Raw genomic sequence first — 23,550 nt, 5'->3', positions numbered from 1 at the left:
TGAAAAATGCGTATTAGCACCCAGATGATGTACGAGCAGAACATGCGTGGGATCACCGATTCCCAGAGCAGATGGCTGAGCTACGGTGAGCAGATGTCCACCGGTAAGCGTGTTAATCGTCCGTCGGACGATCCCATTGCGGCGTCGCAGGCTATCGTTCTGTCTCAGTCTCAGTCCCAGAACAGCCAGTTTGCCTTAGCGCGTACCTTTGCAACGCAAAAGGTGTCGCTGGAAGATAGCGTGTTAACGCAGGTGAACACCGCGATCTCCAGCGTGCGCGAGAAGCTGGTTTATGCCTCGAACGGGACGTTAAGCGATGACGATCGTCTTTCTCTGGCGACCGATATTCAGGGGATCCGCGATCAGCTTATGAACCTGGCCAACACGACGGATGGTAACGGTCGCTTTATCTTCGCGGGATACAAAACCGAGAGCGCACCGTTTGATGCGGCAACCGGCGATTATAACGGTGGCACTGAGGCGATTACCCAGCAGGTTGATACGGCGCGAACGATGGCCATCAGCCATACCGGACAGCAGATTTTCAACAGCATTACCAGCAATGCTGAAGAGCTGCCGGGCGGTGGGTATGGCGAAACAAACATGTTCAAAATCCTTGATTCTGCTATTGCATCGCTGAAGACACCGATTGAGAACGATCCGGCAGCCGCCGCGGCGCAAAGCCAGGTGATAGCCAACACGCAGATCGGCATTAAAAATGCCCAGAACAACATCCTGACGGTTGTGGCGGATGTGGGTACCAAGATGAACGAGCTGGAAAAACTCGATACGCTGGGTGATGACCGCGCTCTGGGTCAGACAAAGCAGATGAGTGACCTGGTTGACGTTGACTGGAACGAAGCGATCTCTTCCTACACCATGCAGCAGGCAGCCCTGCAGGCATCGTATAAAGCGTTTAGCGATATGCAGGGCATGTCTCTGTTCCAGCTGAACAAATAACATCTTGACCTCTTGAAACATGTCTTGAAACTGGGCATGTTTTACTGCCCAATCCGTCTGGATTGGGCATTTTTTTATGCTGCTTCTGCCGCAGCGGAGGCGATACGTGCGCTTTCCATCAGGCGAATTGCCAGCGCAATGATGCCGCAGAAGGTTGCCAGAGCGACTACCCCCGTCCAGCCAGCCAGCGAATAGATGTTACTGCCTAACGCCGAACCCAACGCCATTCCGATAAACACCATCGTGAAGAGCAGCGCATTAAGACGACCGCGTGCCTGCGGTTCAAGGCTGTAGACCAGGTTCTGGTGGGCGACCAGACTGGATTGCAGACCCAGATCGAAACCGACGGCAGAGAGGGCGATAAGCATCAGCTGCCCATGAACACCCAGTACGGGCATCAGGAACATCAGGGCGAAGGAGACCGTCACCAGAACAGCACCAAGCTGCGTGACTTTTCCTGCGCCCAGCTTGTCCGCCAGACCTCCTGCCAGCGGGGCCGCTAACGCACCGGCGGCACCGGCAATACCAAAACCGCCCGCGACGGCACTGCCCAGGTGATAACGTTCCAGCAGCATGACTGCCAGCGTAGACCAGAAGGCGCTAAAGGCAATGGACAGAAAACCCTGAGCCAGCGCGGCGCGGCGCAGCGCCGGATAGCGACGCCACAGGTGCTCCATTGAGCGCATCAGCGCGGGGTAGCTCAGCGTGGAGTGAATGGCAAAACGGGGAAGTACAAACCACATCATTACCCCGATGAACGCAATGCTCGCAGCCGCCAACTGGTACATGACGCGCCAGCCGAACGGTTCGCCCACCACGCCGCTCACGGTCCTTGATAATAAGATACCCAGCAGCAGCCCGGTCATTACCGTTCCTACGGTTTTCCCCTGTTTGCCTTCCGGGGCGAGGATCGCCGCGGCGGGAACAATATCCTGTGCCATGGTGGCGGCCATACCGATAAGCAGGCTTGCTACCAGCAGAGAGTGGAGCTGCCCGGTCAGGCTACAGCCGAGGAGAAACAGGGCCAGTGCCGCGCTTTTGATCAGGATTAACGTCCGGCGGTCATGACGATCGCCAAGCGGAAGCAGGAACAGGATACCTAACGCGTAGCCTGCTTGCGTCAATGTGGGAACCAGCCCCATACCTTCAATCGTGAGATGAAGATCGGCACCCATCAGCGGCAGAAGAGGCTGGGCGTAGTAGATCGATGCCACGCTGAAGCCAGCCCCGAGGGCCAGCATGAAAATCACCCAGCGGCTTGCAGCATGGGGCGTTGTAGTTGTGTTCATAGGTTGTTCCTCATTCGTCGTGTGAAGCTATTTTTTACCAGCAGGCGTTGCGTGGGTAGCCAGCCCGGTGGTAAAACGCTTATACGTTGAGCGTATAGGCAAAAAGGCGATGAAAAGAACTGAGCGTATAGACAGGGTGGAGTTGATGCGGACGTTTGTCCGCATTGTTGAGGCGGGTTCACTCTCTGCGGCGGCACGGCAGCTGGCAACAACCCAGGCCACGGTGAGCCGACGTTTACAGTCGCTTGAGACAATGCTGGGCGTGCGCCTGCTGCTGCGTACCCCCCACACGACGCGGCTGACGGATGACGGCGAACGCTGCTATCAACACGCTCGTCGGGTGATTGACAGCTGGCTGGCGCTGGAAGATGAGGTGGGGCAGTCGGAAGATGAACCGGTAGGCGTGCTGCGGGTGCGGGCACCGCACGCCTTTGGGCAGGATCAGCTTCTGAAGCCGGTAACCGAATTTTTGCAACGTTATCCGCAGCTTTCTATCGAGTGGATGCTTAACGATCGGTCAGCTGATTTTCTCGGCGACAACCTTGACTGTGCGATTCGGGTGGGCGTGGACGTCGATCCGGCGACCGTCTCCGTGCTGCTGGCTGAAGTGCCGCGCTCGGTGGTGGCTTCTCCGGCACTGCTGGCCCGTTTCCCGACGGTTAACACCCCGGAGGATTTGCAACAGCTCCCCTGGATAGCCATCAGCTCGTTCTACCAGCGTCATGTGGAGCTTTTTCACGAGGCATCACTCGCCACCGCGCGAGTGGCGATTACACCCCGCCTCAGCACTGACAGTCTGTATGTCGCGCGCAATACGGCCCTCACCGGGCTTGGCGTCGCGGTCGTATCCAGCTGGACGGTACAGGATGATATTCGGGAGGGGCGGCTGGTGCATTTACTGCCAGAGTGGCAGCCGGCGGCATTACCGGTGCATCTGGTATACCCCTGGTCCCGTTATTATCCAGCGCGCTTGCGGCGCTTTCTGGAACTGATGCGGCAGGTCATGCCGGAGGTCACCGGGATGAGAAAGCCCGTACAGCAGCCATAAAAAAAGCCGACCCGGAGGTCGGCTTTTTACGTTCAGCGTCGTTATTCGACAGACTGTGGACGCGTTGCCGGGGCGGTCGCCTGGTGCGTTGCACTGTGGCCACCTGCAGCGCCTTTACCGTCGAAGTTAAATGCTGGGCGTACCCAGTCACTGTGACGCGGGGCTTCAGGCACGTATTCCGGCGCTGGCGCGCGCGTCATCGGTGCTGTCGCCACGTGGGCAGCGGCTGGTGCAGAAACAACCGGCTCTGGTTTCACCTCAGGTGCTTTCGCTTCTTCGGCTTCACGAACAGGTTCCACGGCAATCTCTACGTCCTGAACCACTTCTTCAGTGACGGTTTCGACCACAACCTCTGCGGCTTCTTCAACCGCGGCGGCAGGCTGTGCTTCTTCCACAACGCTTTCAGCCACGGCGGTGTCTTCCTCAGCAATCAGCTGTGGTGCGGCATCAACCGGCGCGGCAATCACTTCAGGATGCGTGGTTTCCACTTCTACCGCCTGCGGCGCTTCAGCTTCAACAGCCTGCGGTTCCACCACGGTAGCAGCTTCAGCCACCACTTCTTCAGCGACAGCGACAGGTGCAATCACCTCTTCGGTTACCGGCTGTTCTTCAACAACCTGCTCCGGACGAGCAACCGGGTAGCGGATCCAGACCTTACCGGAGGCCATTTCTGGCGATGCACAGGCAATGGTCAGCGGCATTGGCGACTGGGTCGGGTAACGCTCGTCACGATAGCGACGACGGCGCTGACCGCTGACGCGCAGATGACGTGGGGAACGACGCGAACGACGTGGCATGCCGGCGTTATCACGGTTTTCACCGTTGTCATCCTGCTCTACGTTGTTGTCCACGACCGCTGGCAGGTCAACTTTTGCCAGCTGCGTACCGGCTGCGTTCTCGATTGTTTCCGCAGCGATTGCTGGTGCTTCGGTGGCTTCGGAAGCGAAACGCACTTTCTGGGTAAGCTGGCGCTGCTTACGACGCGGCATTACCTGAGTGCGTTCTTCCTGCTCGCCGTCCTGCTGTTCAACAGGCTCTTCGCGGTTCAGGTTTTTGACTTCCTGCTGCGCCTGACGCTTCTCGTCGTTACGACGACGGTTACGTTCACGGCGTGGCTGCTGGTCGTCACGCTGTTTGCTCTTCTCAGACTCATCGCCCGCCTGCTGGCGAATTTCACGATCGTCAACGTTCTGCTGTTGTTTCTCGCGACGGTTACGACGGTTGTCTTCGCGTTGCTCACGGCCTTCGTTATTCTCAGCGCGGTTGTCACGACGTTCGCTACGGTCGTTACGGTCGCTGCGGTCATTACGATCGCGGCGGTTGTTCTGACGCTTGCGGCGGTCCTGCTGACGCTCAGGTTTAGCGGCTTTCGGCTCTTCTTTCGGCTGCTCTGGCTGAACTTCCTCACCGGCAAACATTTTCTTCAGCGCACCGAAGAAGCGGCTCAGCAGGCCAGGCTGCGCAGGCTGGGCTTTCGCCGCTGCGGCTTCTGGTTTCTGCGTTGCGGCTTTCGCTGCCGGTTTTTCCAGCGCCGTTTCTGGCGGAGCTTCAGGCATGATAAAGGTAGCTAACGCAGGCTGTTCTGGCAGTTTGCGCTCGGCAGGCTCTTCATCGGAAGGCAGAGCCATCTCTTCTTCATGCAGCTTCGGCAGCAGGTAGCTGAGGGTCGTTGTCTCTTCGCCTTTACGGACGCGCAGCACGTGATAGTGCGGGGTTTCCATCTGATCGTTTGGCACGATGATGCAGCGAACGCCACCCTGACGCGCTTCAATGGCACTGACCGCGGCACGTTTTTCGTTCAGCAGGTAGGAGGCAATTGGCACAGGAACAATGGCGTGAACCTCTTTGGTATTCTCTTTCAGCGCTTCTTCTTCAATCAGACGCAGGATAGAGAGGGACAGAGATTCGTTATCACGCACGGTACCGGTGCCGGAGCAGCGCGGACAAACGTGATGGCTGGACTCACCCAGCGACGGGCTCAGGCGCTGACGGGACATCTCCAGCAGGCCGAAGCGAGAAATATGGCTAATCTGGATACGCGCACGATCCTGACGAACCGCTTCGCGCAGACGGTTTTCTACCGCGCGCTGGTGGCGAACAGGGGTCATGTCGATGAAGTCGATGACAATCAGACCACCCAGGTCGCGCAGGCGGAGCTGGCGGGCGATTTCATCAGCGGCTTCAAGGTTAGTGTTGAAGGCTGTCTCTTCGATATCGCCACCACGCGTCGCACGCGCGGAGTTGATGTCGATAGCGGTCAGCGCTTCAGTGGTATCGATAACGATAGAACCGCCGGAAGGCAGACGCACTTCACGCTGGAAGGCGGACTCAATCTGGGATTCGATCTGATAGTGGCTGAACAGCGGGATTTCACCGGTGTACAGTTTGATTTTGCTGGTGAAATCCGGACGGCCCAGTGCGGCGATGTGCTGGCGAGCCAGCTCAAGGACTTTCGGGTTATCGATCAGAATCTCACCGATATCCTGACGCAGGTAATCGCGGAAGGCACGCACGATGACGTTGCTTTCCTGGTGGATCAGGAACGGAGCAGGGCGGCTTTCCGCTGCTTTCTGGATAGCTTCCCAGTGCTTCAGACGGAAGCTCAGGTCCCACTGCAGCGCTTCGGCAGATTTACCTACGCCTGCGGTACGCACGATAAGCCCCATGCCATCAGGCAGTTCCAGGCTTGCCAGCGCTTCTTTCAGCTCGGTACGGTCATCACCTTCGATACGGCGAGAGATGCCACCCGCACGCGGGTTGTTAGGCATCAGAACCAGATAGCTCCCTGCCAGGCTGATAAAGGTGGTCAGTGCGGCACCTTTGTTGCCACGCTCTTCTTTATCAATCTGAACGATAACTTCCTGACCTTCACGCAGAACATCTTTGATGTTTGGGCGGCCATGGGCGTTGTAGTTTGCAGGGAAATATTCGCGGGCGATTTCTTTCAGAGGGAGGAAACCATGACGCTCAGCACCGTAATCGACAAATGCAGCTTCAAGGCTTGGTTCAATGCGGGTGATTTTACCTTTGTAAATGTTCGCTTTTTTCTGTTCGTGTCCAGGACTTTCGATATCCAGATCGTACAGGCGCTGCCCATCCACAAGGGCGACACGCAACTCTTCTTGCTGAGTTGCGTTGATTAACATTCTTTTCATCGTAACTTACTCGTTATTCTTACATTGACGACAAAGCTGCGGGCAAGGTGACGCTTTCCGGGGTATGAACCGATGGCCTCGTGTCTATTCACGTCGCCAACCTCACGGTTGTCGCTCGCTTAAGAGGCGCAGAGTGTCGGTTGCCTGTGTTTCATACGGAAACACAGCGCAATTATCAGGGGAATTGCCTGGGTAGAACTCTCCAGAGAACAATCCTTATACCGGGAAGTACTGCAACCCGCAGCCCGCTAACTGCCTGAAAGATCAATACGTCTTACGCCATTGCTGCGTGGATGATCGGTCAGACAAAATTGGTCATTCCGTCGAGATCCTTACAAAACCCGGATTTAACGCGGAAAACGGCTTCATTATTCCACTGCTCGCCGGGTTATAGCAAGATGACTTTTACCAATTATCACCCGGTTACTCACAGTTTCTTCACTTCAAGGTGGTGATTGGTTTAATAACCACCAAACTGAATGCGCGAAACAGGGGGCAGGCCGGATAAAAGTAAATATAAGCATAGAAAAATGAGTGGCGCTAATGGCTGACGATATTTAGAATCGCCCACCATGAAAACAGAGACTCCAGCCGTAAAAATGGTTGCCATCGCCGAAGACGAAGCGGGGCAACGTATCGATAACTTTTTGCGCACTCAGCTGAAAGGCGTGCCAAAGAGTATGATTTACCGTATCCTGCGCAAGGGCGAGGTGCGGGTTAACAAAAAGCGCGTCAAACCTGAGTACAAGCTCGAAGCCGGCGACGAAGTGCGTATTCCACCGGTGCGCGTTGCTGAACGCGAAGAAGAGGTTGTGTCGCCGAAGCTGCAGAAAGTGGCGGCCCTGAGTGATGTGATCCTCTACGAAGATGACCACATTCTGGTGCTCAATAAGCCGTCCGGAACGGCGGTGCATGGCGGGAGCGGTTTGAGCTTCGGCGTGATTGAAGGGCTGCGTGCCCTGCGTCCGGAAGCGCGTTTCCTTGAACTGGTTCACCGACTTGACCGTGACACCTCCGGCGTACTGCTGGTGGCGAAGAAGCGGTCAGCGCTGCGCGCGTTGCATGAGCAGCTGCGTGAAAAGGGCATGCAGAAAGACTATCTGGCGCTGGTGCGCGGTCAGTGGCAGTCCCATGTGAAAGTGGTGCAGGCGCCGCTGCTGAAGAACATTCTGCAAAGCGGCGAACGTATTGTCCGCGTGAGCCAGGAAGGCAAACCTTCTGAGACGCGTTTTAAGGTGGAAGAGCGCTATGAGTTTGCCACGCTGGTGCGCTGCAGCCCGGTGACCGGACGTACCCACCAGATCCGCGTGCATACACAGTTTGCAGGCCATCCTATTGCGTTTGATGACCGCTATGGCGATCGCGAATTTGATAAGCAACTGGCAGGCACGGGGCTGTCGCGTCTGTTCCTGCATGCGGCAGCGCTGAAGTTTACCCATCCTCATACGGGTGAAATCATCCGTATTGAAGCGCCGCTGGATGAGCAGTTAAAACGCTGTCTGAAAGTGCTGCGCGGCTGATTTTGTCCGGCGGCGCTACGCTTGCACGGGCCTACGGTTTTGTAGGACGGGTAAGCGTAGCGCCACCCGGCGAAGATCACATTGTCAGTGGATTACACGCTTCGCGCCGTAACATCTGACACAGCGCAATCAGCGGCAACCCGACCAGCGTATTCGGATCACGCCCGTCCAACTTGTCGAATAATGCAATCCCCAATCCTTCACTCTTAAAGCTACCCGCACAGTTGAGCGGGCGCTCCCGTCGCACATAATCCTCAATTTCTTGCTCACTGAGGTGGCGGAAGTGAACGTCGAAGGGCTCGCATTCTGTTTGCAGGTGACCAGAGGCGGAGTTATAGAGCGCCAGGCCCGTATAAAAAGTGACGATATTGCCGCGTGCCTGCAGTAATTGCTGACAGGCTTTCTCCTCGGTGTGCGGCTTGCCGGTAATTACGCCGTCCAGCACACAAACCTGATCGGAGCCTATAATCAAATGCGAAGGGTAACGTGCGGCCAGCGATTGCGCTTTCTCTTTCGCCAGACGCGTCACCAGATGACGCGGTGACTCGCCCGGTTGTGGCGTCTCATCAACCTCTGGCGCGGCACATTCAAACGGGATCCCGAGCTTTTCCAGCAACATTCGGCGGTAGGGAGAGGTGGACGCGAGAACGAGATTTGGCATATTTTTATCACCAGATATAGCGTATCGATGCCAGCCATTTTAAACTACAGGCCGCAATGTGTGCGAATAATTGGCAAAAGGCAGCCCAGGTTGCCTTTTTCTTTGACTCTATGACGTTACAAAGTTAATATGCGCGCCCTATGCAAAAGGTAAAATTACCCCTGACTCTTGATCCGGTTCGTACGGCTCAAAAACGCCTCGATTACGAAGGTATTTATACTTCCGATCAGGCTGAGCGTATTGCCGAATCCGTAGTCAGTGTGGACAGTGATGTAGAATGCTCCATGTCGTTCGCTATCGACAACCAGCGTCTCGCCGTTTTAACCGGTGATGCAAAGGTGACGGTAACGCTCGAGTGCCAGCGTTGCGGGAAACCGTTTGTACAGCATGTTCACACAACGTATTGTTTCAGTCCGGTTCGTTCTGACGAACAGGCTGAAGCACTCCCGGAAGCGTATGAGCCGATTGAGGTTAACGAATTCGGTGAAATCGATCTTCTGGCTCTGGTTGAAGATGAAATCATCCTCTCCTTGCCAGTGGTTCCGGTGCATGATTCTGAACACTGTGAAGTGTCCGAGGCGGACATGGTCTTTGGGGAACTGCCTGATGAAGCGCAAAAACCAAACCCATTTGCCGTATTAGCCAGCTTAAAGCGTAAGTAATTAAGGAGTAAGGTCCATGGCCGTACAACAGAATAAACCAACCCGTTCCAAACGTGGCATGCGTCGTTCCCATGACGCGCTGACTGCAGTTACCAGCCTGTCTGTAGACAAGACTTCTGGTGAGAAACACCTGCGTCACCACATCACCGCTGACGGTTTCTACCGCGGCCGCAAGGTTATCACTAAGTAATCACGCGTCAGCGTGATTAGGCTTAGTGAGGAGCTCCCCGTGCAAACGGGGAACTTACCGAACCAGGCTGCGACGATACCTTGACACGTCTAACCCTGGCGTTAGATGTCATGGGGGGAGATTTCGGCCCTTCCGTGACAGTGCCTGCAGCATTGCAGGCACTGAATTCTAATTCGCAACTCACTCTTCTTTTAGTCGGTAATCCCGACACAATCACGCCATTACTTGCAAAAGCTGACTTTGAACAACGTTCGCGTCTGCAGATTATTCCTGCGCAGTCAGTTATTGCCAGTGATGCCCGGCCCTCTCAGGCTATTCGTAATAGCCGTGGCAGTTCTATGCGCATCGCGCTGGAACTGGTGAAAGAAGGGCGCGCTCAGGCCTGCGTCAGTGCGGGAAACACCGGCGCGCTGATGGGACTGTCGAAATTACTGCTCAAGCCTATTGAGGGCATTGAGCGCCCGGCGCTGGTGACGGTGTTACCGCATCAACAGAAGGGTAAGACGGTGGTGCTCGACCTGGGCGCTAACGTCGATTGTGATAGTACAATGCTGGCTCAGTTTGCCGTGATGGGATCGGTGCTGGCAGAAGAAGTGGTCGGGATTAATACTCCCCGTGTTGCGTTACTGAACATTGGTGAAGAAGAGACCAAAGGCCTGGACAGCATTCGCGATGCGGCTGAATTGCTCAAACAGGTTCCCTCCATCAACTATATTGGTTATCTCGAAGCCAATGAGTTGTTGACGGGTAAAACGGATGTTCTGGTGTGCGATGGCTTCACCGGAAACGTCACGTTGAAGACCATGGAAGGGGTGGTGCGCATGTTTCTTTCTCTGCTGAAATCGCAGGGAGAAGGCAAAAAAAGCGCCTGGTGGTTGATTTTATTAAAGCGTTGGTTACAAAAAAGCCTGACGCGGCGATTCAGTCACCTCAACCCCGACCAGTATAATGGCGCCTGTCTGTTAGGATTGCGCGGCATCGTGATTAAGAGTCATGGCGCCGCCAATCAGCGAGCATTTGCTGTCGCGATTGAACAGGCAGTGCAGGCGGTGCAGCGACAAGTCCCTCAGCGGATTGCCGCTCGCCTGGAATCTGTATTAGCTAAAAGTGACTGAGCGTACATGTATACGAAGATTTTAGGTACCGGCAGCTACCTGCCAAAACAAGTGCGTACCAACGCCGATCTGGAAAAAATGGTAGATACGTCTGACGAGTGGATTGTCACGCGCACAGGTATCCGTGAACGTCGTATTGCCGCGCCAGACGAAACCGTGTCGACCATGGGTTACGAAGCCGCACAGCGTGCTATCGAGATGGCGGGCATTGATAAAGAACAGATTGGTTTGATCGTGGTCGCCACGACGTCTGCCACACACGCTTTCCCAAGCGCGGCGTGCCAGGTGCAAAATATGCTCGGCATTAAGGGCTGTCCGGCGTTTGACGTCGCTGCCGCGTGTGCAGGTTTCACCTATGCACTGAGCGTTGCCGATCAGTATGTTAAGTCCGGTGCCGTCAAATATGCGCTGGTGATCGGTGCTGACGTGCTGGCGCGTACCTGCGATCCGACCGATCGCGGAACGATCATTATTTTTGGTGATGGTGCAGGTGCGGTGCTGCTGGGCCAGTCCGAAGAGCCGGGCATTATCTCCACGCATTTGCATGCCGACGGAAGCTACGGTGAGCTGCTGACACTGCCTAACGCCGATCGCGTTAATCCAGACAATGCCATTTACCTGACCATGGCAGGTAATGAGGTGTTCAAGGTGGCGGTGACTGAGCTTGCGCACATTGTTGATGAGACGCTGGAAGCCAATAACCTGGAACGCACTGCACTCGACTGGCTGGTGCCGCACCAGGCGAACCTGCGTATCATCAGCGCGACCGCGAAAAAGCTGGGCATGTCGATGGATAACGTCGTGGTGACGCTGGATCGCCACGGCAACACCTCTGCGGCGTCAGTACCGTGCGCATTTGACGAAGCGGTACGCGACGGGCGAATCAAACGGGGCCAGCTGGTCTTGCTTGAAGCCTTCGGTGGCGGGTTCACCTGGGGTTCCGCGCTGGTTCGTTTCTAGGATAAGGAATAAAAAATGACGCAATTTGCTTTTGTGTTCCCGGGGCAGGGCTCTCAAACCGTTGGGATGTTGTCTGAAATGGCAGCAAACTATCCGGTAATTGAAGAGACTTTCCGTGAAGCTTCCGATGCACTGGGTTATGATTTGTGGGCGCTGACCCAGCAGGGGCCGGCCGAAGAACTGAACAAAACCTGGCAGACCCAGCCAGCACTGCTGACCGCGTCCGTTGCGTTGTGGCGTGTCTGGCAGCAGCAGGGCGGTAAAGCGCCAGCGCTGCTCGCGGGCCATAGCCTGGGTGAATACTCTGCGCTGGTCTGTGCCGGTGTGATCGCGTTTGCTGACGCGGTACGTCTGGTGGAACTGCGCGGTAAATTCATGCAGGAAGCGGTGCCGGAAGGCACGGGCGGTATGTCTGCCATCATCGGCCTGGATGATGCCGCGATTGCAAAAGCGTGCGAAGAATCCGCTGAAGGCCAGGTGGTTTCTCCGGTTAACTTCAACTCGCCGGGCCAGGTCGTTATCGCCGGTCATAAAGAAGCGGTTGAACGTGCTGGTGCGGCCTGTAAAGCGGCGGGTGCCAAACGTGCGCTGCCGCTGCCTGTTAGCGTGCCGTCACACTGTGCGCTGATGAAACCTGCTGCCGAAAAACTGGCGGTCGAGCTGGAAAAAATTACGTTTAACGCACCGACGATTTCCGTTGTGAACAACGTCGACGTGAAATGCGAAACTTCGCCGGAAGCTATCCGTGACGCGCTGGTTCGCCAGCTCTACAGCCCGGTACAGTGGACCAAAACCGTTGAGTTTATGGCAGCGGAGGGCGTTGAGCATCTGTATGAAGTTGGCCCAGGGAAAGTCCTCACCGGTCTGACTAAACGTATTGTTGACACCCTGACTGCCTCGGCGATTAACGAGCCGGAAGCGATGTCAGCGGCACTCTCGCAATAAAAGAGGAATACCATGAGTTTTGAAGGAAAAATCGCCCTGGTGACTGGGGCTAGCCGCGGTATCGGGCGTGCGATTGCTGAAACACTGGTTGCGCGCGGCGCGAAGGTGATTGGTACAGCAACCAGCGAGAATGGTGCGAAGAGTATCAGCGAATATCTGGGTGCGAACGGTAAAGGTCTGGTACTGAATGTGACCGAGCCTGCATCTATCGAATCTGTTCTGGAAAATATTCGCGCAGAGTTTGGCGAAGTGGATATTCTGGTAAACAATGCCGGGATCACCCGTGATAACCTGTTAATGCGAATGAAAGACGACGAGTGGAACGATATCATCGAAACCAACCTGTCATCTGTATTCCGTCTGTCAAAAGCGGTAATGCGCGCTATGATGAAAAAGCGTCATGGTCGTATTATCACTGTCGGTTCTGTGGTTGGTACCATGGGAAATGCTGGTCAGGCTAACTACGCTGCGGCGAAAGCAGGTCTGATTGGTTTCAGTAAGTCGCTGGCGCGTGAAGTCGCGTCCCGCGGTATTACTGTAAACGTTGTTGCTCCGGGCTTTATTGAAACGGACATGACGCGTGCGCTGACTGATGAGCAGCGTGCGGGTACGCTGGCAGCTGTTCCTGCGGGCCGCTTAGGCGACCCGAAAGAAATTGCCAGTGCGGTTGCATTTTTAGCCTCTGACGAAGCGGGTTACATCACTGGTGAGACCCTCCACGTCAACGGCGGGATGTATATGGTTTAACCACGATAAAAAAATTTGCGTTATTTGGGTAAAAGGCCTCAAAATAACGTAAAATCGTGGTACGAACTGCCGGGATTTAGTTGCAAATTTTTCAACATTTTATACACTACGAAAACCATCGCGAAAGCGAGTTTTGATAGGAAATTTAAGAGTATGAGCACTATCGAAGAACGCGTTAAGAAAATTATCGGCGAACAGCTGGGCGTTAAGCAGGAAGAAGTTGTGAACTCCGCTTCCTTCGTTGAAGACCTGGGCGCAGATTCTCTTGACACCGTTGAGCTGGTAATGGCTCTGGAAGAAGAGTTTGATACTGAGATTCCGGACGAAGAAGCTGAGAAGATCACCACCGTTCAGGCTGCCATTGATTACATCAACGGTCACCAGGCGTAAGTGAACATCTCCAGGCGGTCATTCGACCGCCTGAGTTTTATCTTTTTTAGTCCCACGAATCTCTTTTTTTATCCCTCCCTGGAGGACAAACGTGTCTAAGCGTCGTGTAGTTGTGACCGGACTTGGCATGTTGTCTCCTGTCGGCAATACCGTAGAGTCCACCTGGAAAGCTCTCCTTGCCGGTCAGAGCGGCATCAGCCTAATCGACCATTTCGATACTAGCGCCTATGCAACGAAATTTGCTGGCTTAGTAAAGGATTTTAACTGTGAAGAGATCATCTCGCGCAAAGAACAGCGCAAGATGGATGCCTTCATTCAATATGGAATTGTCGCTGGCGTTCAGGCCATGCAGGATTCTGGCCTTGAGATTACGGAAGAGAACGCAACCCGTATCGGCGCCGCTATCGGCTCCGGGATTGGCGGTCTTGGCCTGATTGAGGAAAACCATACATCTCTGATGAATGGCGGACCGCGTAAAATCAGCCCGTTCTTCGTTCCGTCCACGATTGTTAATATGGTGGCGGGTCACCTGACCATCATGTTCGGCCTGCGTGGGCCAAGCATCTCTATTGCGACCGCATGTACGTCTGGCGTGCATAACATCGGCCAGGCCGCGCGCATTATTGCGTACGGCGATGCAGATGCTATGGTGGCGGGCGGCGCTGAAAAAGCCAGTACCCCGCTCGGCGTGGGTGGCTTCGGTGCCGCGCGTGCGCTGTCTACCCGCAACGATAATCCTCAGGCGGCAAGCCGTCCGTGGGATAAAGACCGTGACGGTTTCGTGCTGGGCGACGGTGCAGGTATGCTCGTGCTGGAAGAGTACGAACACGCGAAAAAACGTGGTGCGAAAATTTATGCTGAAGTCGTTGGCTTTGGTATGAGTAGCGACGCTTACCATATGACGTCTCCTCCGGAGAACGGCGCGGGTGCTGCACTGGCGATGGAAAACGCAATCCGCGATGCGGGTATCACTCCAGCCCAGATCGGCTACGTTAACGCGCACGGGACGTCAACACCAGCAGGTGATAAAGCAGAAGCGCAGGCGGTTAAGTCTATCTTCGGCGAGTCTGCCAGCCGCGTACTGGTGAGTTCTACCAAATCCATGACCGGTCACCTGTTGGGTGCGGCGGGTGCAGTAGAATCTATCTACTCTATCCTTGCGCTGCGCGATCAGGCTGTTCCGCCAACCATCAACCTGGATAACCCGGATGAAGGTTGCGACCTGGACTTCGTTCCTCACGAAGCGCGCCAGGTTAGTGGTATGGAGTACACCCTGTGTAACTCCTTTGGCTTCGGCGGCACGAATGGTTCTCTGATCTTCAAAAAGATCTGATCCAGACTCTCGATAGCCCTAAAAAAGGTCCGCTTGCCGGACCTTTTTTATTAAGGCTAATCTTCTTGTCGGCTGCATAACATCCTGCCAGACTAAACGCCCACGCATAAGGAGCCACCATGTTTTTAATCAATGGCCTTGAGCAGGACACGCTGCCTGCCAGCGACAGGGCGACGCAGTTTGGTGATGGTTGCTTTACCACGGCGCGCATTGCCGATGGTGACGTATGCCTGCTTGATGCCCACCTTCGTCGTCTGCAAACGGCCTGCGAGGCGTTACTGATCCCCTTTATACAGTGGGACACATTGCGTCAGGAAATGTGCCACCTGGCATCCGGGAAGCAGAGCGGCGTACTTAAAGTTATTATCAGCCGTGGCAGTGGTGGCCGGGGGTACAGTGCCGCGTCGTGCCTTAACCCAACGCGTATCCTCTCCACGTCTGCTTATCCCGCCCATTACGCTCGCTGGCGAGAAGAGGGCGTCACCCTGACGTTGAGTCCCCTGCGGCTGGGACGAAATGCCATGCTCGCCGGCATAAAACATCTCAATCGCATGGAGCAGGTGTTGATTCGTACTCATCTTGAGCAGACGGACGCCGATGAGGCGCTGGTTCTTGACAGCGAAGGCGTCATTACGGAATGCTGTGCGGCTAATTTATTCTGGCGGCAGGGGAATGATGTTTTCACGCCGTCACTGGAACAGGCGGGGGTGAACGGTATTATGCGTCAGTTTTGTTTGCAGCAGCTGGCACACTCCGGCTTTCGCGTTGTCGAAGTGAGCGCAGGCGAAACGGCGCTACAGACCGCAAATGAAGTCATCATATGTAATGCGCTGATGCCTGTTGTACCGGTCCGTGCGTATGGTCAACACCGCTGGACTTCGCGAGAGCTGTTTCAGTTTTTAGCCCCGATATGTGAGCAAACCAGATAGTCATGAAAAAAATGTTGCGCTTTGTCCTTCTCCTGATCGTTGCGCTGGGTGTCGCTGGCGGAGCAGGCGTATGGAAAGTTCGCCAGCTGGCGAACAGTAAGATCCTGATTAAAGACGAAACAATCTTTACCCTGAAAGCGGGGACGGGCCGCCAGGCGCTTGGGGAACAGCTCTATGGCGACAAGATTATCAATCGTCCGCGCGTTTTCCAGTGGCTATTGCGCGTGGAGCCTGACCTGTCTCATTTCAAAGCCGGTACCTATCGCTTCACGCCGGGAATGACCGTCAGGGAGATGATGCAGTTGCTGGAAAGCGGTAAAGAAGCGCAGTTCCCCCTGCGGTTTGTGGAGGGGATGCGCCTGAGCGATTACCTCAAACAACTGCGCGACGCGCCGTATATCAAACACACGTTAAAAGACGATCGCTATCAGACGGTGGCCGAGGCGCTGAAATTAGAGCATCCGGAATGGGTGGAAGGCTGGTTCTGGCCAGACACCTGGATGTACACCGCCGGTACAACCGACGTGGCGATTCTGAAGCGGGCGCATAAAAAAATGGTCGCAGCGGTCGATGCCGCCTGGGAAGGGCGAATGGAAGGGCTGCCTTACAACGATCGGAACCAGTTTGTAACGATGGCGTCAATCATTGAAAAGGAGACGGCCGTCGCTGCTGAGCGGGATCGGGTGGCGTCTGTCTTTATCAACCGTCTGCGTATCGGCATGCGTCTGCAAACCGACCCTACTGTTATCTACGGCATGGGTGAGAGTTATACCGGAAAAATTTCCAGAAAAGATCTCGAGACACCCACGGCGTATAATACGTATGTGATTAGTGGTTTACCGCCTGGCCCGATTGCCACGCCGAGCGAGGCGTCGCTCAGGGCAGCCGCGCACCCGGCTAAAACACCGTATCTCTATTTTGTGGCGGATGGAAAAGGGGGGCACACCTTTAACACCAACCTTGCCAGCCATAATCGTTCCGTTCAGGACTATCTGAAGGCACTTAAGGAAAAAAATGCGCAGTAAATACATTGTCATTGAGGGACTCGAAGGGGCAGGTAAAACTACCGCCCGCAACGTGGTGGTGGATACGCTCAAGGCGCTTGGCGTGACGGACATGGTATTTACCCGTGAACCGGGTGGTACGCTGCTGGCCGAGAAGCTGCGCAGCCTGGTACTGGACATTAAATCGGTTGGCGACGAAGTTATCACTGACAAAGCGGAAGTGCTGATGTTCTACGCGGCGCGTGTACAGCTGGTTGAGACGGTGATTAAGCCCGCGCTGGCCGAGGGCAAGTGGGTTATTGGCGATCGTCACGATCTGTCTACTCAGGCGTATCAGGGCGGGGGACGCGGTATTGACCAGACAATGCTGGCAACACTGCGTAATGCCGTATTGGGTGATTTTCGCCCCGACCTGACCCTCTATCTGGACGTTACGCCGGAAGTGGGGCTCAAACGCGCACGCGCGCGCGGCGAGCTGGACCGCATTGAACAAGAGTCCTTTGATTTCTTTAACCGCACCCGTGCACGCTATCTTGAGCTGGCGGCACAGGACAGCGCTATTCGTACCATCGATGCGACGCAGTCGCTGGATGACGTCACGCGCGATATTCAGCAGACCGTTACACAGTGGGTACAGGAGCAACAGGCATGAAATGGTATCCATGGTTGCGTCCGCACTTTGAACAGCTGATCGGCAGCTATCAGGCGGGGCGGGGGCATCATGCGTTACTGATTCAGGCATTGCCAGGGATGGGGGATGAGGCGCTAATTTATGCCATCACCCGTTTTCTGATGTGTCAGCAGCCGGAAGGGCACAAAAGCTGCGGCAAGTGCCGTGGATGTCAACTGATGCAGGCGGGCACACATCCTGACTACTACACGCTTGAGCCTGAGAAGGGCAAGAGCGCACTGGGTATTGATGCCGTGCGTGAAGTCAGTGAAAAATTGTACGAACACGCGCGTCTGGGCGGCGCTAAAGTCGTCTGGCTTAAAGACGCCACCCAACTGACCGAGGCGGCGGCTAATGCGCTGCTTAAGACCCTTGAAGAGCCGCCGGAAAAAACATGGTTTTTCCTCTCGTGCCGCGATCCGGGACGATTGCTGGCGACGTTGCGCAGCCGCTGCCGTCTTCATCACCTCGCGGTGCCTCAGGAATCATGGGCGCTGAGCTGGCTGGAGCGAGAGGTGACAACGTCACCTGAAAGTGCGCTGTCCGCCTTGCGCCTGAGCAGCGGAGCCCCGGCGGCGGCACTGGCCTTATTGCAGCCGGACGTCTGGTCACAGCGAGAAGCGCTCTGCCGGGCCGTCGAGTCTTCGCTTCACAGTGGTGACTGGCTAAGCGTATTGCCGGTGCTCAACAGCGACCAGGCCGCCGAGCGTCTGCACTGGCTGGCCGCCTTACTGCTGGATGCGCTAAAAATCCAGCAAGGGGCAACGCTGCTGACCAATCCGGATGCATGGACACTGGTGAATACGCTGGCGAACCGCCTCTCAGGTGCGGTTCTTCACGTGATGCTCCATGACATTTGCCAGAGTCGTGAACAGCTTTTAACCGTTACGGGTCTTAATCGCGAGCTTTTACTGACCGACCAGTTACTGCGCATTGAACATTACCTGCAACCCGGCGTCACACCGCCTGTTTCCCATCTCTGAGAGAGACATTATGTTTTTAGTCGACTCACACTGCCATCTTGATGGCCTGGATTATCAATCCCTGCATAAAAACGTGGATGACGTACTGGCGAAAGCCGCGGCCCGCGATGTGAAATTTTGCCTTGCGGTGGCGACGACGCTGCCGGGTTATCGCACGATGCGCGAGCTGGTAGGCGTTCGCGATAACGTGGTGTTTTCCTGCGGCGTTCACCCGCTGAATCAGGATGAGGCGTATGACGTCGAGGACCTGCGCCGACTGGCCGCAGAAGAGGGCGTGGTGGCGATGGGTGAGACCGGGCTGGACTATTTTTACACGCCGGAAACGAAACCGCGCCAGCAGGAGTCTTTCCGCCATCATATCCGCATCGGCCGCGAGCTTAACAAGCCGGTTATCGTGCATACCCGCGATGCGCGTGCCGATACGCTGGCGATCCTGCGGGAAGAAAACGTGACGGATTGCGGGGGCGTACTACACTGTTTCACAGAAGACAGAGAAACGGCGGGTAAACTGCTTGATTTAGGGTTTTATATTTCGTTTTCCGGGATTGTCACGTTCCGTAACGCTGAGCAACTTCGTGATGCTGCGCGTTATGTTCCGCTCGATCGCATTCTGGTGGAAACAGACTCTCCTTATCTGGCACCGGTACCGCATCGCGGTAAAGAGAACCAACCGGCGATGACGAGAGATGTTGCGGAGTACATGGCCGTGCTTAAAGGTGTCAGTATTGAAGAGCTGGCTCGCGTCACCACGGAAAACTTCTCTACGCTGTTCCATATCGACCCCGCCCGCCTGCAATCTGTCTGATACACCTGTTTTTTTTAGGCTCGTAATTAATAAATAAAACGAGTAAAGTTCACCGCCTCATTTGGGGCGGTGAGGGTGTTTTTAGACACATCCGGACATGCTTTTTGTAAATAACTGAAAGTTTTTCGACCGCCTTAAGCTGAAACGTGATAGCCGTCAAACAAACTCAGAGGGAATTATTTTACTCTGTGTAATAAATAAAGGGCGCTTAGATGTCCTGTCCACGGCACGGTACTCCCCCCGGGCCAATGCGTGAAAGCGTAAAAAAAGCACAAATACTCAGGAGCACTCTCAATTATGTTTAAGAATGCATTTGCTAACCTGCAAAAGGTCGGTAAATCGCTGATGCTGCCAGTATCCGTACTGCCTATCGCAGGTATCCTGCTGGGTGTCGGTTCTGCTAACTTCAGCTGGCTGCCAGCCGTAGTTTCCCACGTGATGGCCGAAGCAGGCGGTTCTGTCTTTGCTAACATGCCACTGATCTTCGCGATTGGTGTGGCTCTGGGCTTCACCAATAACGACGGCGTATCTGCGCTGGCTGCAGTGGTGGCTTACGGCATCATGGTGAAAACCATGGCTGTGGTTGCGCCGCTGGTTCTGCATTTACCGGCAGAAGAGATTGCCGCGAAACACCTGGCGGACACCGGTGTTCTGGGCGGTATCATCTCCGGTGCGATTGCAGCGTATATGTTTAACCGCTTCTATCGCATCAAGCTGCCTGAGTATCTGGGCTTCTTCGCGGGCAAGCGTTTCGTTCCGATCATTTCTGGTCTGGCCGCGATTTTCACTGGCGTGATCCTGTCCTTCATCTGGCCACCAATCGGTTCCGCTATCCAGACCTTCTCTCAGTGGGCTGCTTACCAGAACCCGGTTGTGGCGTTTGGTATCTACGGCTTCATCGAGCGTTGCCTGGTGCCATTCGGTCTGCACCACATCTGGAACGTTCCATTCCAGATGCAGATTGGTGAATTCACCAATGCCGCGGGCCAGGTGTTCCACGGTGATATCCCACGTTACATGGCGGGCGACCCAACTGCAGGTAAACTGTCTGGTGGCTTCCTGTTCAAAATGTACGGCCTGCCAGCAGCGGCAATCGCTATCTGGCACTCTGCTAAACCAGAGAACCGTGCAAAAGTGGGTGGTATCATGATCTCCGCAGCGCTGACCTCGTTCCTGACTGGTATCACCGAGCCGATCGAGTTCTCCTTCATGTTCGTTGCGCCGATCCTGTACGTAATTCACGCGATTCTGGCAGGTCTGGCATTCCCAATCTGTATCCTACTGGGTATGCGTGACGGTACGTCCTTCTCTCACGGTCTGATCGACTTCATCGTTCTGTCCGGTAACAGCAGCAAACTGTGGCTGTTCCCAATCGTGGGTGCGTGCTACGCCGTTGTGTACTACACCATCTTCCGCGTGCTGATCAAAGCACTGGACCTGAAAACCCCAGGCCGTGAAGATGCGACAGAAGACAGCAAAGCGGGTGCAACCAGCGAAATGGCACCGGCACTGGTTGCCGCGTTCGGCGGTAAAGAGAACATCACTAACCTGGACGCGTGCATCACTCGTCTGCGTGTGAGCGTGGCCGACGTCGCGAAAGTAGACCAGCCGGGTCTGAAAAAACTGGGCGCAGCCGGTGTGGTTGTTGCAGGTTCCGGTGTACAGGCAATCTTCGGTACCAAATCCGATAACCTGAAAACCGAAATGGATGAGTACATCCGCAACAGCTAAGTTGTGACCTGGGGAGACTAAGGCAGCCGAATGGCTGCCTTTTTTATTTCTGTCTCAAAAAAACGCACCCGCGCGATTTAACGGTCACTCTTCGTTCAGCTGATGAACATTCAGGAAAGAAATCGGGGGAGGAGGTTGAAAGGACAGGAGAAACTCGCTCATACTCTTGAATTGTGTCACGCACTCAATCAGAGCGTGTGTTAACAGCGATTGCTCGCGCCAGATTAAACAAAAAAGGAAAAGGTCATGGCTGAAGAAACGATTTTCAGTAAAATTATCCGTCGCGAAATTCCGTCGGATATCGTCTATCAGGATGAACTGGTGACGGCTTTCCGGGACATTTCCCCTCAGGCACCGACGCACATCCTTATCATTCCTAATATTCTGATTCCGACCGTAAACGACGTAAAAACCGAGCACGAAGTGGCGTTAGGTCGTATGCTGACGGTGGCCGCGAAAATCGCTGAACAGGAAGGCATTGCTGAAGACGGTTATCGTCTGATCATGAACTGCAACCGTCATGGCGGCCAGGAAGTTTATCATATTCATATGCATCTGCTGGGTGGACGTCCTCTGGGGCCGATGCTGGCACACAAAGGTCTTTGACATGTTTAAAGGGCGTATTGCAGCGCTGATAATGACGATGACGATCGTGGGGTGCAGTTCACGCCCGGCGATCCCCGTGAATGATGAGCAGACGCTGGTGATGGAATCTTCTGTGCTTGCTGCGGGCATTACCGCGCAACAACCCGCGCTGACCATCAGTGAAATCAACTCGTCTGCCTCCTCTACGCTCTTTAATGAAAGACATGAACCAGTAACGGTTCACTACCGTTTTTTCTGGTATGACGCAAGAGGTCTTGAAATGCACCCGCTGGAGGCGGCGCGCAGCGTTACCCTTCCGGCAAGATCGTCGGTAACGCTCTATGGCAGCGCCAACTATCTGGGTGCGCATAAAGTGAGACTTTATCTTTATCTCTGAGGGGTGAACCTTGATTAAAAATGTGAGCCGTTATGCGCTCGTGACCGCTTTTGCCCTGTTCCTGGCAGGGTGTGTGACCCGTACTGAACAGCCGGCGCCTGTGGAAGAGGCTAAACCGGGCACGGAACAGCCAACGCAGCCAACGCAGCCGCAGCCAACCGTGCCGTCTGTACCGTCTATTCCGGCGCAGCCGGGGCCAATTGAACATCCTGACCAGACGTCGCAGCCCACGCCGCGCGTGCGCCATTACGACTGGAACGGGGCAATGCAGCCGATGGTGGGCAAAATGCTGCAGGCACAGGGTGTGACCGCAGGCAGCGTGTTGTTGGTCGATAGCGTAAACAACCGTACCAACGGTTCTCTGAACGCGGGCGAAGCGACGGAAACCCTGCGTAATGCGCTGGCAAACAACGGTAAGTTTACGCTGGTCTCCGCCCAGCAGCTCGCGGTAGCCAAACAGCAGCTTGGCCTGTCGCCACAAGACAGCCTCGGCACACGTAGCAAGGCAATCGGTATAGCCCGTAACGTGGGCGCACAGTATGTGCTGTACTCTAACGCCACCGGCAACGTGAACACGCCAGCCCTGCAGATGCAGCTGATGCTGGTTCAGACAGGCGAAATTATCTGGTCAGGTAAAGGTGCGGTTACGCAACAATGACAGCACGCGTGACGAGATCCTGACACGCTATTTTCCGCAGTATCGCCTTATCGCGCCGCAGGCCCACTCCGGGCTTGGCGGCGCGAGTTGCATTATTGCGCAGGGTGAGCAACGCCTGGTCCTGCGGCAAAATCACGATCCTTTCGCGCCTGCCTCCCATTTTCGTCGTCAGTTTCGTGCCCTGAGACGTCTTCCGTCAGATCTGGTACCCGCTCCCCGTTTTTTCAGACAGGGATGGATGGCCGTTGAGTATCTGGAAGGCGAGGTTAAAAGCGCGCTGCCGGACACGCCGCAGCTTGCGGCTATGCTGTATCATTTGCACCGGCAACCCCGTCTGGGATGGCGAATCACGTTATTTCCCTTGCTCGAACATTACTGGCAGCAAGCCCTGCCGGAGAGACGCAGCCCGGCGTGGCTGGCACAGCTCAAACGGCTGCGTAAAACGGGCGAGCCACAGCCGATTCGGCTCTCGCCGTTGCACATGGATGTTCATCCCGGAAATATTGTGCATACACCGGCGGGGATCAGGCTGATCGACTGGGAATATGCCGGAGATGGCGATGTGGCGCTGGAGCTGGCGGCGGTCTGGACGGAAAGCGACGCCGCGCGGCAGGCGCTCATCAGGGACTACGCCAGGCTGGCACAGATTGACGTCGACGCGCTGAAGCGTCAGGTCAGACGCTGGCGACCCTGGGTCGTCATATTAATGGCCGGCTGGTTTGAAATGCGCTACCAGCAGTCCAGAGACAAACATTTTATTGCGCTGGCAGACGATGCCTGGCGTCAGTTACAAACTAAAGGATAAGAGAGGTG

At 55.3% G+C, this 23,550-nt stretch carries 24 protein-coding genes; 21 read left to right on the top strand and 3 right to left on the bottom strand.

The window, feature by feature from the left end:
• Positions 1–6 precede the first annotated feature (6 nt).
• A complete protein-coding gene (gene flgL / locus C5687_RS01945) occupies positions 7–960 on the top strand; it encodes a flagellar hook-associated protein FlgL (protein WP_025755822.1) in 954 nt (317 codons plus the stop codon).
• Positions 961–1,034: 74 nt separating this feature from the next.
• On the opposite strand, the gene C5687_RS01940 is transcribed toward flgL, so the two are convergent.
• Positions 1,035–2,249, bottom strand: a complete 1,215-nt coding sequence (locus tag C5687_RS01940; RefSeq protein ID WP_104556314.1) for an MFS transporter — start codon at positions 2,247–2,249, stop codon at positions 1,035–1,037.
• A gap of 109 nt (positions 2,250–2,358) precedes the next feature.
• Here C5687_RS01940 and C5687_RS01935 point away from each other — a divergent pair, with 109 nt between their 5' ends.
• Entirely contained in the window at positions 2,359–3,297 is a 939-nt protein-coding gene (locus C5687_RS01935) for a LysR family transcriptional regulator (RefSeq protein ID WP_162299934.1), read from the top strand.
• Between the two features lie 41 nt (positions 3,298–3,338).
• Here the strand turns inward: C5687_RS01935 and rne are convergent, their stop codons facing one another.
• Positions 3,339–6,452, bottom strand: coding sequence for a ribonuclease E (rne, locus tag C5687_RS01930; RefSeq protein WP_104556312.1), 3,114 nt, complete (start codon positions 6,450–6,452; stop codon positions 3,339–3,341).
• A 572-nt stretch (positions 6,453–7,024) separates the two neighbouring features.
• Between rne and rluC the strand changes: the two genes are divergently transcribed.
• Complete coding sequence (rluC, locus tag C5687_RS01920) at positions 7,025–7,972, top strand: 23S rRNA pseudouridine(955/2504/2580) synthase RluC (RefSeq protein ID WP_045284997.1); 948 nt, start codon at positions 7,025–7,027, stop codon at positions 7,970–7,972.
• Between the two features lie 76 nt (positions 7,973–8,048).
• Here the strand turns inward: rluC and C5687_RS01915 are convergent, their stop codons facing one another.
• The gene (locus C5687_RS01915; protein ID WP_104556311.1) at positions 8,049–8,633 is read right to left on the bottom strand and encodes a Maf family protein; all 585 of its coding nucleotides are present in this window, start codon (positions 8,631–8,633) and stop codon (positions 8,049–8,051) included.
• Between the two features lie 140 nt (positions 8,634–8,773).
• Between C5687_RS01915 and yceD the strand changes: the two genes are divergently transcribed.
• The 18 genes from yceD to thiK all read left to right on the top strand — a co-directional run bounded on the left by yceD (position 8,774) and on the right by thiK (position 23,542).
• Positions 8,774–9,295, top strand: a complete 522-nt coding sequence (gene yceD / locus C5687_RS01910; RefSeq protein ID WP_021240759.1) for a 23S rRNA accumulation protein YceD — start codon at positions 8,774–8,776, stop codon at positions 9,293–9,295.
• Positions 9,296–9,311: 16 nt separating this feature from the next.
• Positions 9,312–9,485, top strand: coding sequence for a 50S ribosomal protein L32 (gene rpmF, locus C5687_RS01905; protein ID WP_003857964.1), 174 nt, complete (start codon positions 9,312–9,314; stop codon positions 9,483–9,485).
• Positions 9,486–9,565: 80 nt separating this feature from the next.
• Positions 9,566–10,600, top strand: coding sequence for a phosphate acyltransferase PlsX (gene plsX / locus C5687_RS01900; protein ID WP_025758132.1), 1,035 nt, complete (start codon positions 9,566–9,568; stop codon positions 10,598–10,600).
• Positions 10,601–10,606: 6 nt separating this feature from the next.
• Positions 10,607–11,560 (top strand): beta-ketoacyl-ACP synthase III, encoded by a 954-nt coding sequence (locus C5687_RS01895; RefSeq protein ID WP_025758133.1) that lies wholly within the window; start codon positions 10,607–10,609, stop codon positions 11,558–11,560.
• Between the two features lie 15 nt (positions 11,561–11,575).
• Positions 11,576–12,505, top strand: coding sequence for an ACP S-malonyltransferase (gene fabD / locus C5687_RS01890; protein WP_025758134.1), 930 nt, complete (start codon positions 11,576–11,578; stop codon positions 12,503–12,505).
• A 12-nt stretch (positions 12,506–12,517) separates the two neighbouring features.
• A complete protein-coding gene (gene fabG / locus C5687_RS01885; RefSeq protein ID WP_025758135.1) occupies positions 12,518–13,252 on the top strand; it encodes a 3-oxoacyl-ACP reductase FabG in 735 nt (244 codons plus the stop codon).
• A gap of 153 nt (positions 13,253–13,405) precedes the next feature.
• Complete coding sequence (gene acpP / locus C5687_RS01880; RefSeq protein ID WP_003857954.1) at positions 13,406–13,642, top strand: acyl carrier protein; 237 nt, start codon at positions 13,406–13,408, stop codon at positions 13,640–13,642.
• 91 nt (positions 13,643–13,733) lie between these two features.
• A complete protein-coding gene (gene fabF / locus C5687_RS01875; RefSeq protein ID WP_052685737.1) occupies positions 13,734–14,975 on the top strand; it encodes a beta-ketoacyl-ACP synthase II in 1,242 nt (413 codons plus the stop codon).
• Between the two features lie 119 nt (positions 14,976–15,094).
• Positions 15,095–15,904: an aminodeoxychorismate lyase gene (gene pabC / locus C5687_RS01870; RefSeq protein ID WP_104556310.1), complete on the top strand. Its 810-nt coding sequence runs from the start codon at positions 15,095–15,097 to the stop codon at positions 15,902–15,904.
• Positions 15,905–15,906: 2 nt separating this feature from the next.
• On the top strand, positions 15,907–16,929 hold the full coding sequence (gene yceG, locus C5687_RS01865) for a cell division protein YceG (RefSeq protein ID WP_025758138.1): 1,023 nt from the start codon (positions 15,907–15,909) through the stop codon (positions 16,927–16,929).
• Positions 16,919–17,560, top strand: a complete 642-nt coding sequence (gene tmk / locus C5687_RS01860; RefSeq protein WP_045284992.1) for a dTMP kinase — start codon at positions 16,919–16,921, stop codon at positions 17,558–17,560. Before yceG ends, tmk begins: the two co-directional genes overlap by 11 nt.
• A complete protein-coding gene (gene holB / locus C5687_RS01855) occupies positions 17,557–18,561 on the top strand; it encodes a DNA polymerase III subunit delta' (RefSeq protein ID WP_104556309.1) in 1,005 nt (334 codons plus the stop codon). The genes tmk and holB overlap by 4 nt, the downstream gene beginning before the upstream one ends.
• Positions 18,562–18,571: 10 nt before the next feature.
• On the top strand, positions 18,572–19,366 hold the full coding sequence (locus C5687_RS01850) for a metal-dependent hydrolase (protein ID WP_045284990.1): 795 nt from the start codon (positions 18,572–18,574) through the stop codon (positions 19,364–19,366).
• A 297-nt stretch (positions 19,367–19,663) separates the two neighbouring features.
• A complete protein-coding gene (gene ptsG, locus C5687_RS01845; protein WP_014831454.1) occupies positions 19,664–21,097 on the top strand; it encodes a PTS glucose transporter subunit IIBC in 1,434 nt (477 codons plus the stop codon).
• A gap of 246 nt (positions 21,098–21,343) precedes the next feature.
• Complete coding sequence (gene hinT, locus C5687_RS01840) at positions 21,344–21,703, top strand: purine nucleoside phosphoramidase (RefSeq protein ID WP_006809243.1); 360 nt, start codon at positions 21,344–21,346, stop codon at positions 21,701–21,703.
• Between the two features lies 1 nt (position 21,704).
• Positions 21,705–22,079 carry a YcfL family putative periplasmic lipoprotein gene (locus tag C5687_RS01835; RefSeq protein ID WP_025758145.1) on the top strand — a complete coding sequence of 125 codons (375 nt, stop codon included), beginning with the start codon at positions 21,705–21,707 and terminating at the stop codon, positions 22,077–22,079.
• Positions 22,080–22,089: 10 nt separating this feature from the next.
• Positions 22,090–22,737: a penicillin-binding protein activator LpoB gene (gene lpoB, locus C5687_RS01830; RefSeq protein WP_025758146.1), complete on the top strand. Its 648-nt coding sequence runs from the start codon at positions 22,090–22,092 to the stop codon at positions 22,735–22,737.
• On the top strand, positions 22,718–23,542 hold the full coding sequence (gene thiK, locus C5687_RS01825; RefSeq protein WP_104556308.1) for a thiamine kinase: 825 nt from the start codon (positions 22,718–22,720) through the stop codon (positions 23,540–23,542). Before lpoB ends, thiK begins: the two co-directional genes overlap by 20 nt.
• Positions 23,543–23,550: the final 8 nt, after the last annotated feature.

The organism is Enterobacter sichuanensis (genome assembly GCF_002939185.1).
Lineage (GTDB): Bacteria > Pseudomonadota > Gammaproteobacteria > Enterobacterales > Enterobacteriaceae > Enterobacter > Enterobacter sichuanensis.
The sequence above is the reverse complement of the archived record's forward strand: the minus strand, read 5'-3'. Positions and strand labels throughout refer to the sequence as shown.

What these genes read in the sequence shown, in the direction of transcription:
- rne (WP_104556312.1), bottom strand. Translation starts at nt 6,452, where the DNA reads ATGAAAAGAATGTTAATCAACGCAACTCAGCAAGAAGAGTTGCGTGTC.
- C5687_RS01895 (WP_025758133.1), top strand. Translation starts at nt 10,607, where the DNA reads ATGTATACGAAGATTTTAGGTACCGGCAGCTACCTGCCAAAACAAGTG.
- yceG (WP_025758138.1), top strand. Translation starts at nt 15,907, where the DNA reads ATGAAAAAAATGTTGCGCTTTGTCCTTCTCCTGATCGTTGCGCTGGGT.
- rluC (WP_045284997.1), top strand. Translation starts at nt 7,025, where the DNA reads ATGAAAACAGAGACTCCAGCCGTAAAAATGGTTGCCATCGCCGAAGAC.
- C5687_RS01940 (WP_104556314.1), bottom strand. Translation starts at nt 2,249, where the DNA reads ATGAACACAACTACAACGCCCCATGCTGCAAGCCGCTGGGTGATTTTC.
- flgL (WP_025755822.1), top strand. Translation starts at nt 7, where the DNA reads ATGCGTATTAGCACCCAGATGATGTACGAGCAGAACATGCGTGGGATC.
- fabG (WP_025758135.1), top strand. Translation starts at nt 12,518, where the DNA reads ATGAGTTTTGAAGGAAAAATCGCCCTGGTGACTGGGGCTAGCCGCGGT.
- hinT (WP_006809243.1), top strand. Translation starts at nt 21,344, where the DNA reads ATGGCTGAAGAAACGATTTTCAGTAAAATTATCCGTCGCGAAATTCCG.
- fabD (WP_025758134.1), top strand. Translation starts at nt 11,576, where the DNA reads ATGACGCAATTTGCTTTTGTGTTCCCGGGGCAGGGCTCTCAAACCGTT.
- C5687_RS01935 (WP_162299934.1), top strand. Translation starts at nt 2,359, where the DNA reads ATGAAAAGAACTGAGCGTATAGACAGGGTGGAGTTGATGCGGACGTTT.
- acpP (WP_003857954.1), top strand. Translation starts at nt 13,406, where the DNA reads ATGAGCACTATCGAAGAACGCGTTAAGAAAATTATCGGCGAACAGCTG.
- ptsG (WP_014831454.1), top strand. Translation starts at nt 19,664, where the DNA reads ATGTTTAAGAATGCATTTGCTAACCTGCAAAAGGTCGGTAAATCGCTG.
- yceD (WP_021240759.1), top strand. Translation starts at nt 8,774, where the DNA reads ATGCAAAAGGTAAAATTACCCCTGACTCTTGATCCGGTTCGTACGGCT.
- rpmF (WP_003857964.1), top strand. Translation starts at nt 9,312, where the DNA reads ATGGCCGTACAACAGAATAAACCAACCCGTTCCAAACGTGGCATGCGT.
- tmk (WP_045284992.1), top strand. Translation starts at nt 16,919, where the DNA reads ATGCGCAGTAAATACATTGTCATTGAGGGACTCGAAGGGGCAGGTAAA.
- holB (WP_104556309.1), top strand. Translation starts at nt 17,557, where the DNA reads ATGAAATGGTATCCATGGTTGCGTCCGCACTTTGAACAGCTGATCGGC.
- C5687_RS01835 (WP_025758145.1), top strand. Translation starts at nt 21,705, where the DNA reads ATGTTTAAAGGGCGTATTGCAGCGCTGATAATGACGATGACGATCGTG.
- pabC (WP_104556310.1), top strand. Translation starts at nt 15,095, where the DNA reads ATGTTTTTAATCAATGGCCTTGAGCAGGACACGCTGCCTGCCAGCGAC.
- C5687_RS01850 (WP_045284990.1), top strand. Translation starts at nt 18,572, where the DNA reads ATGTTTTTAGTCGACTCACACTGCCATCTTGATGGCCTGGATTATCAA.
- C5687_RS01915 (WP_104556311.1), bottom strand. Translation starts at nt 8,633, where the DNA reads ATGCCAAATCTCGTTCTCGCGTCCACCTCTCCCTACCGCCGAATGTTG.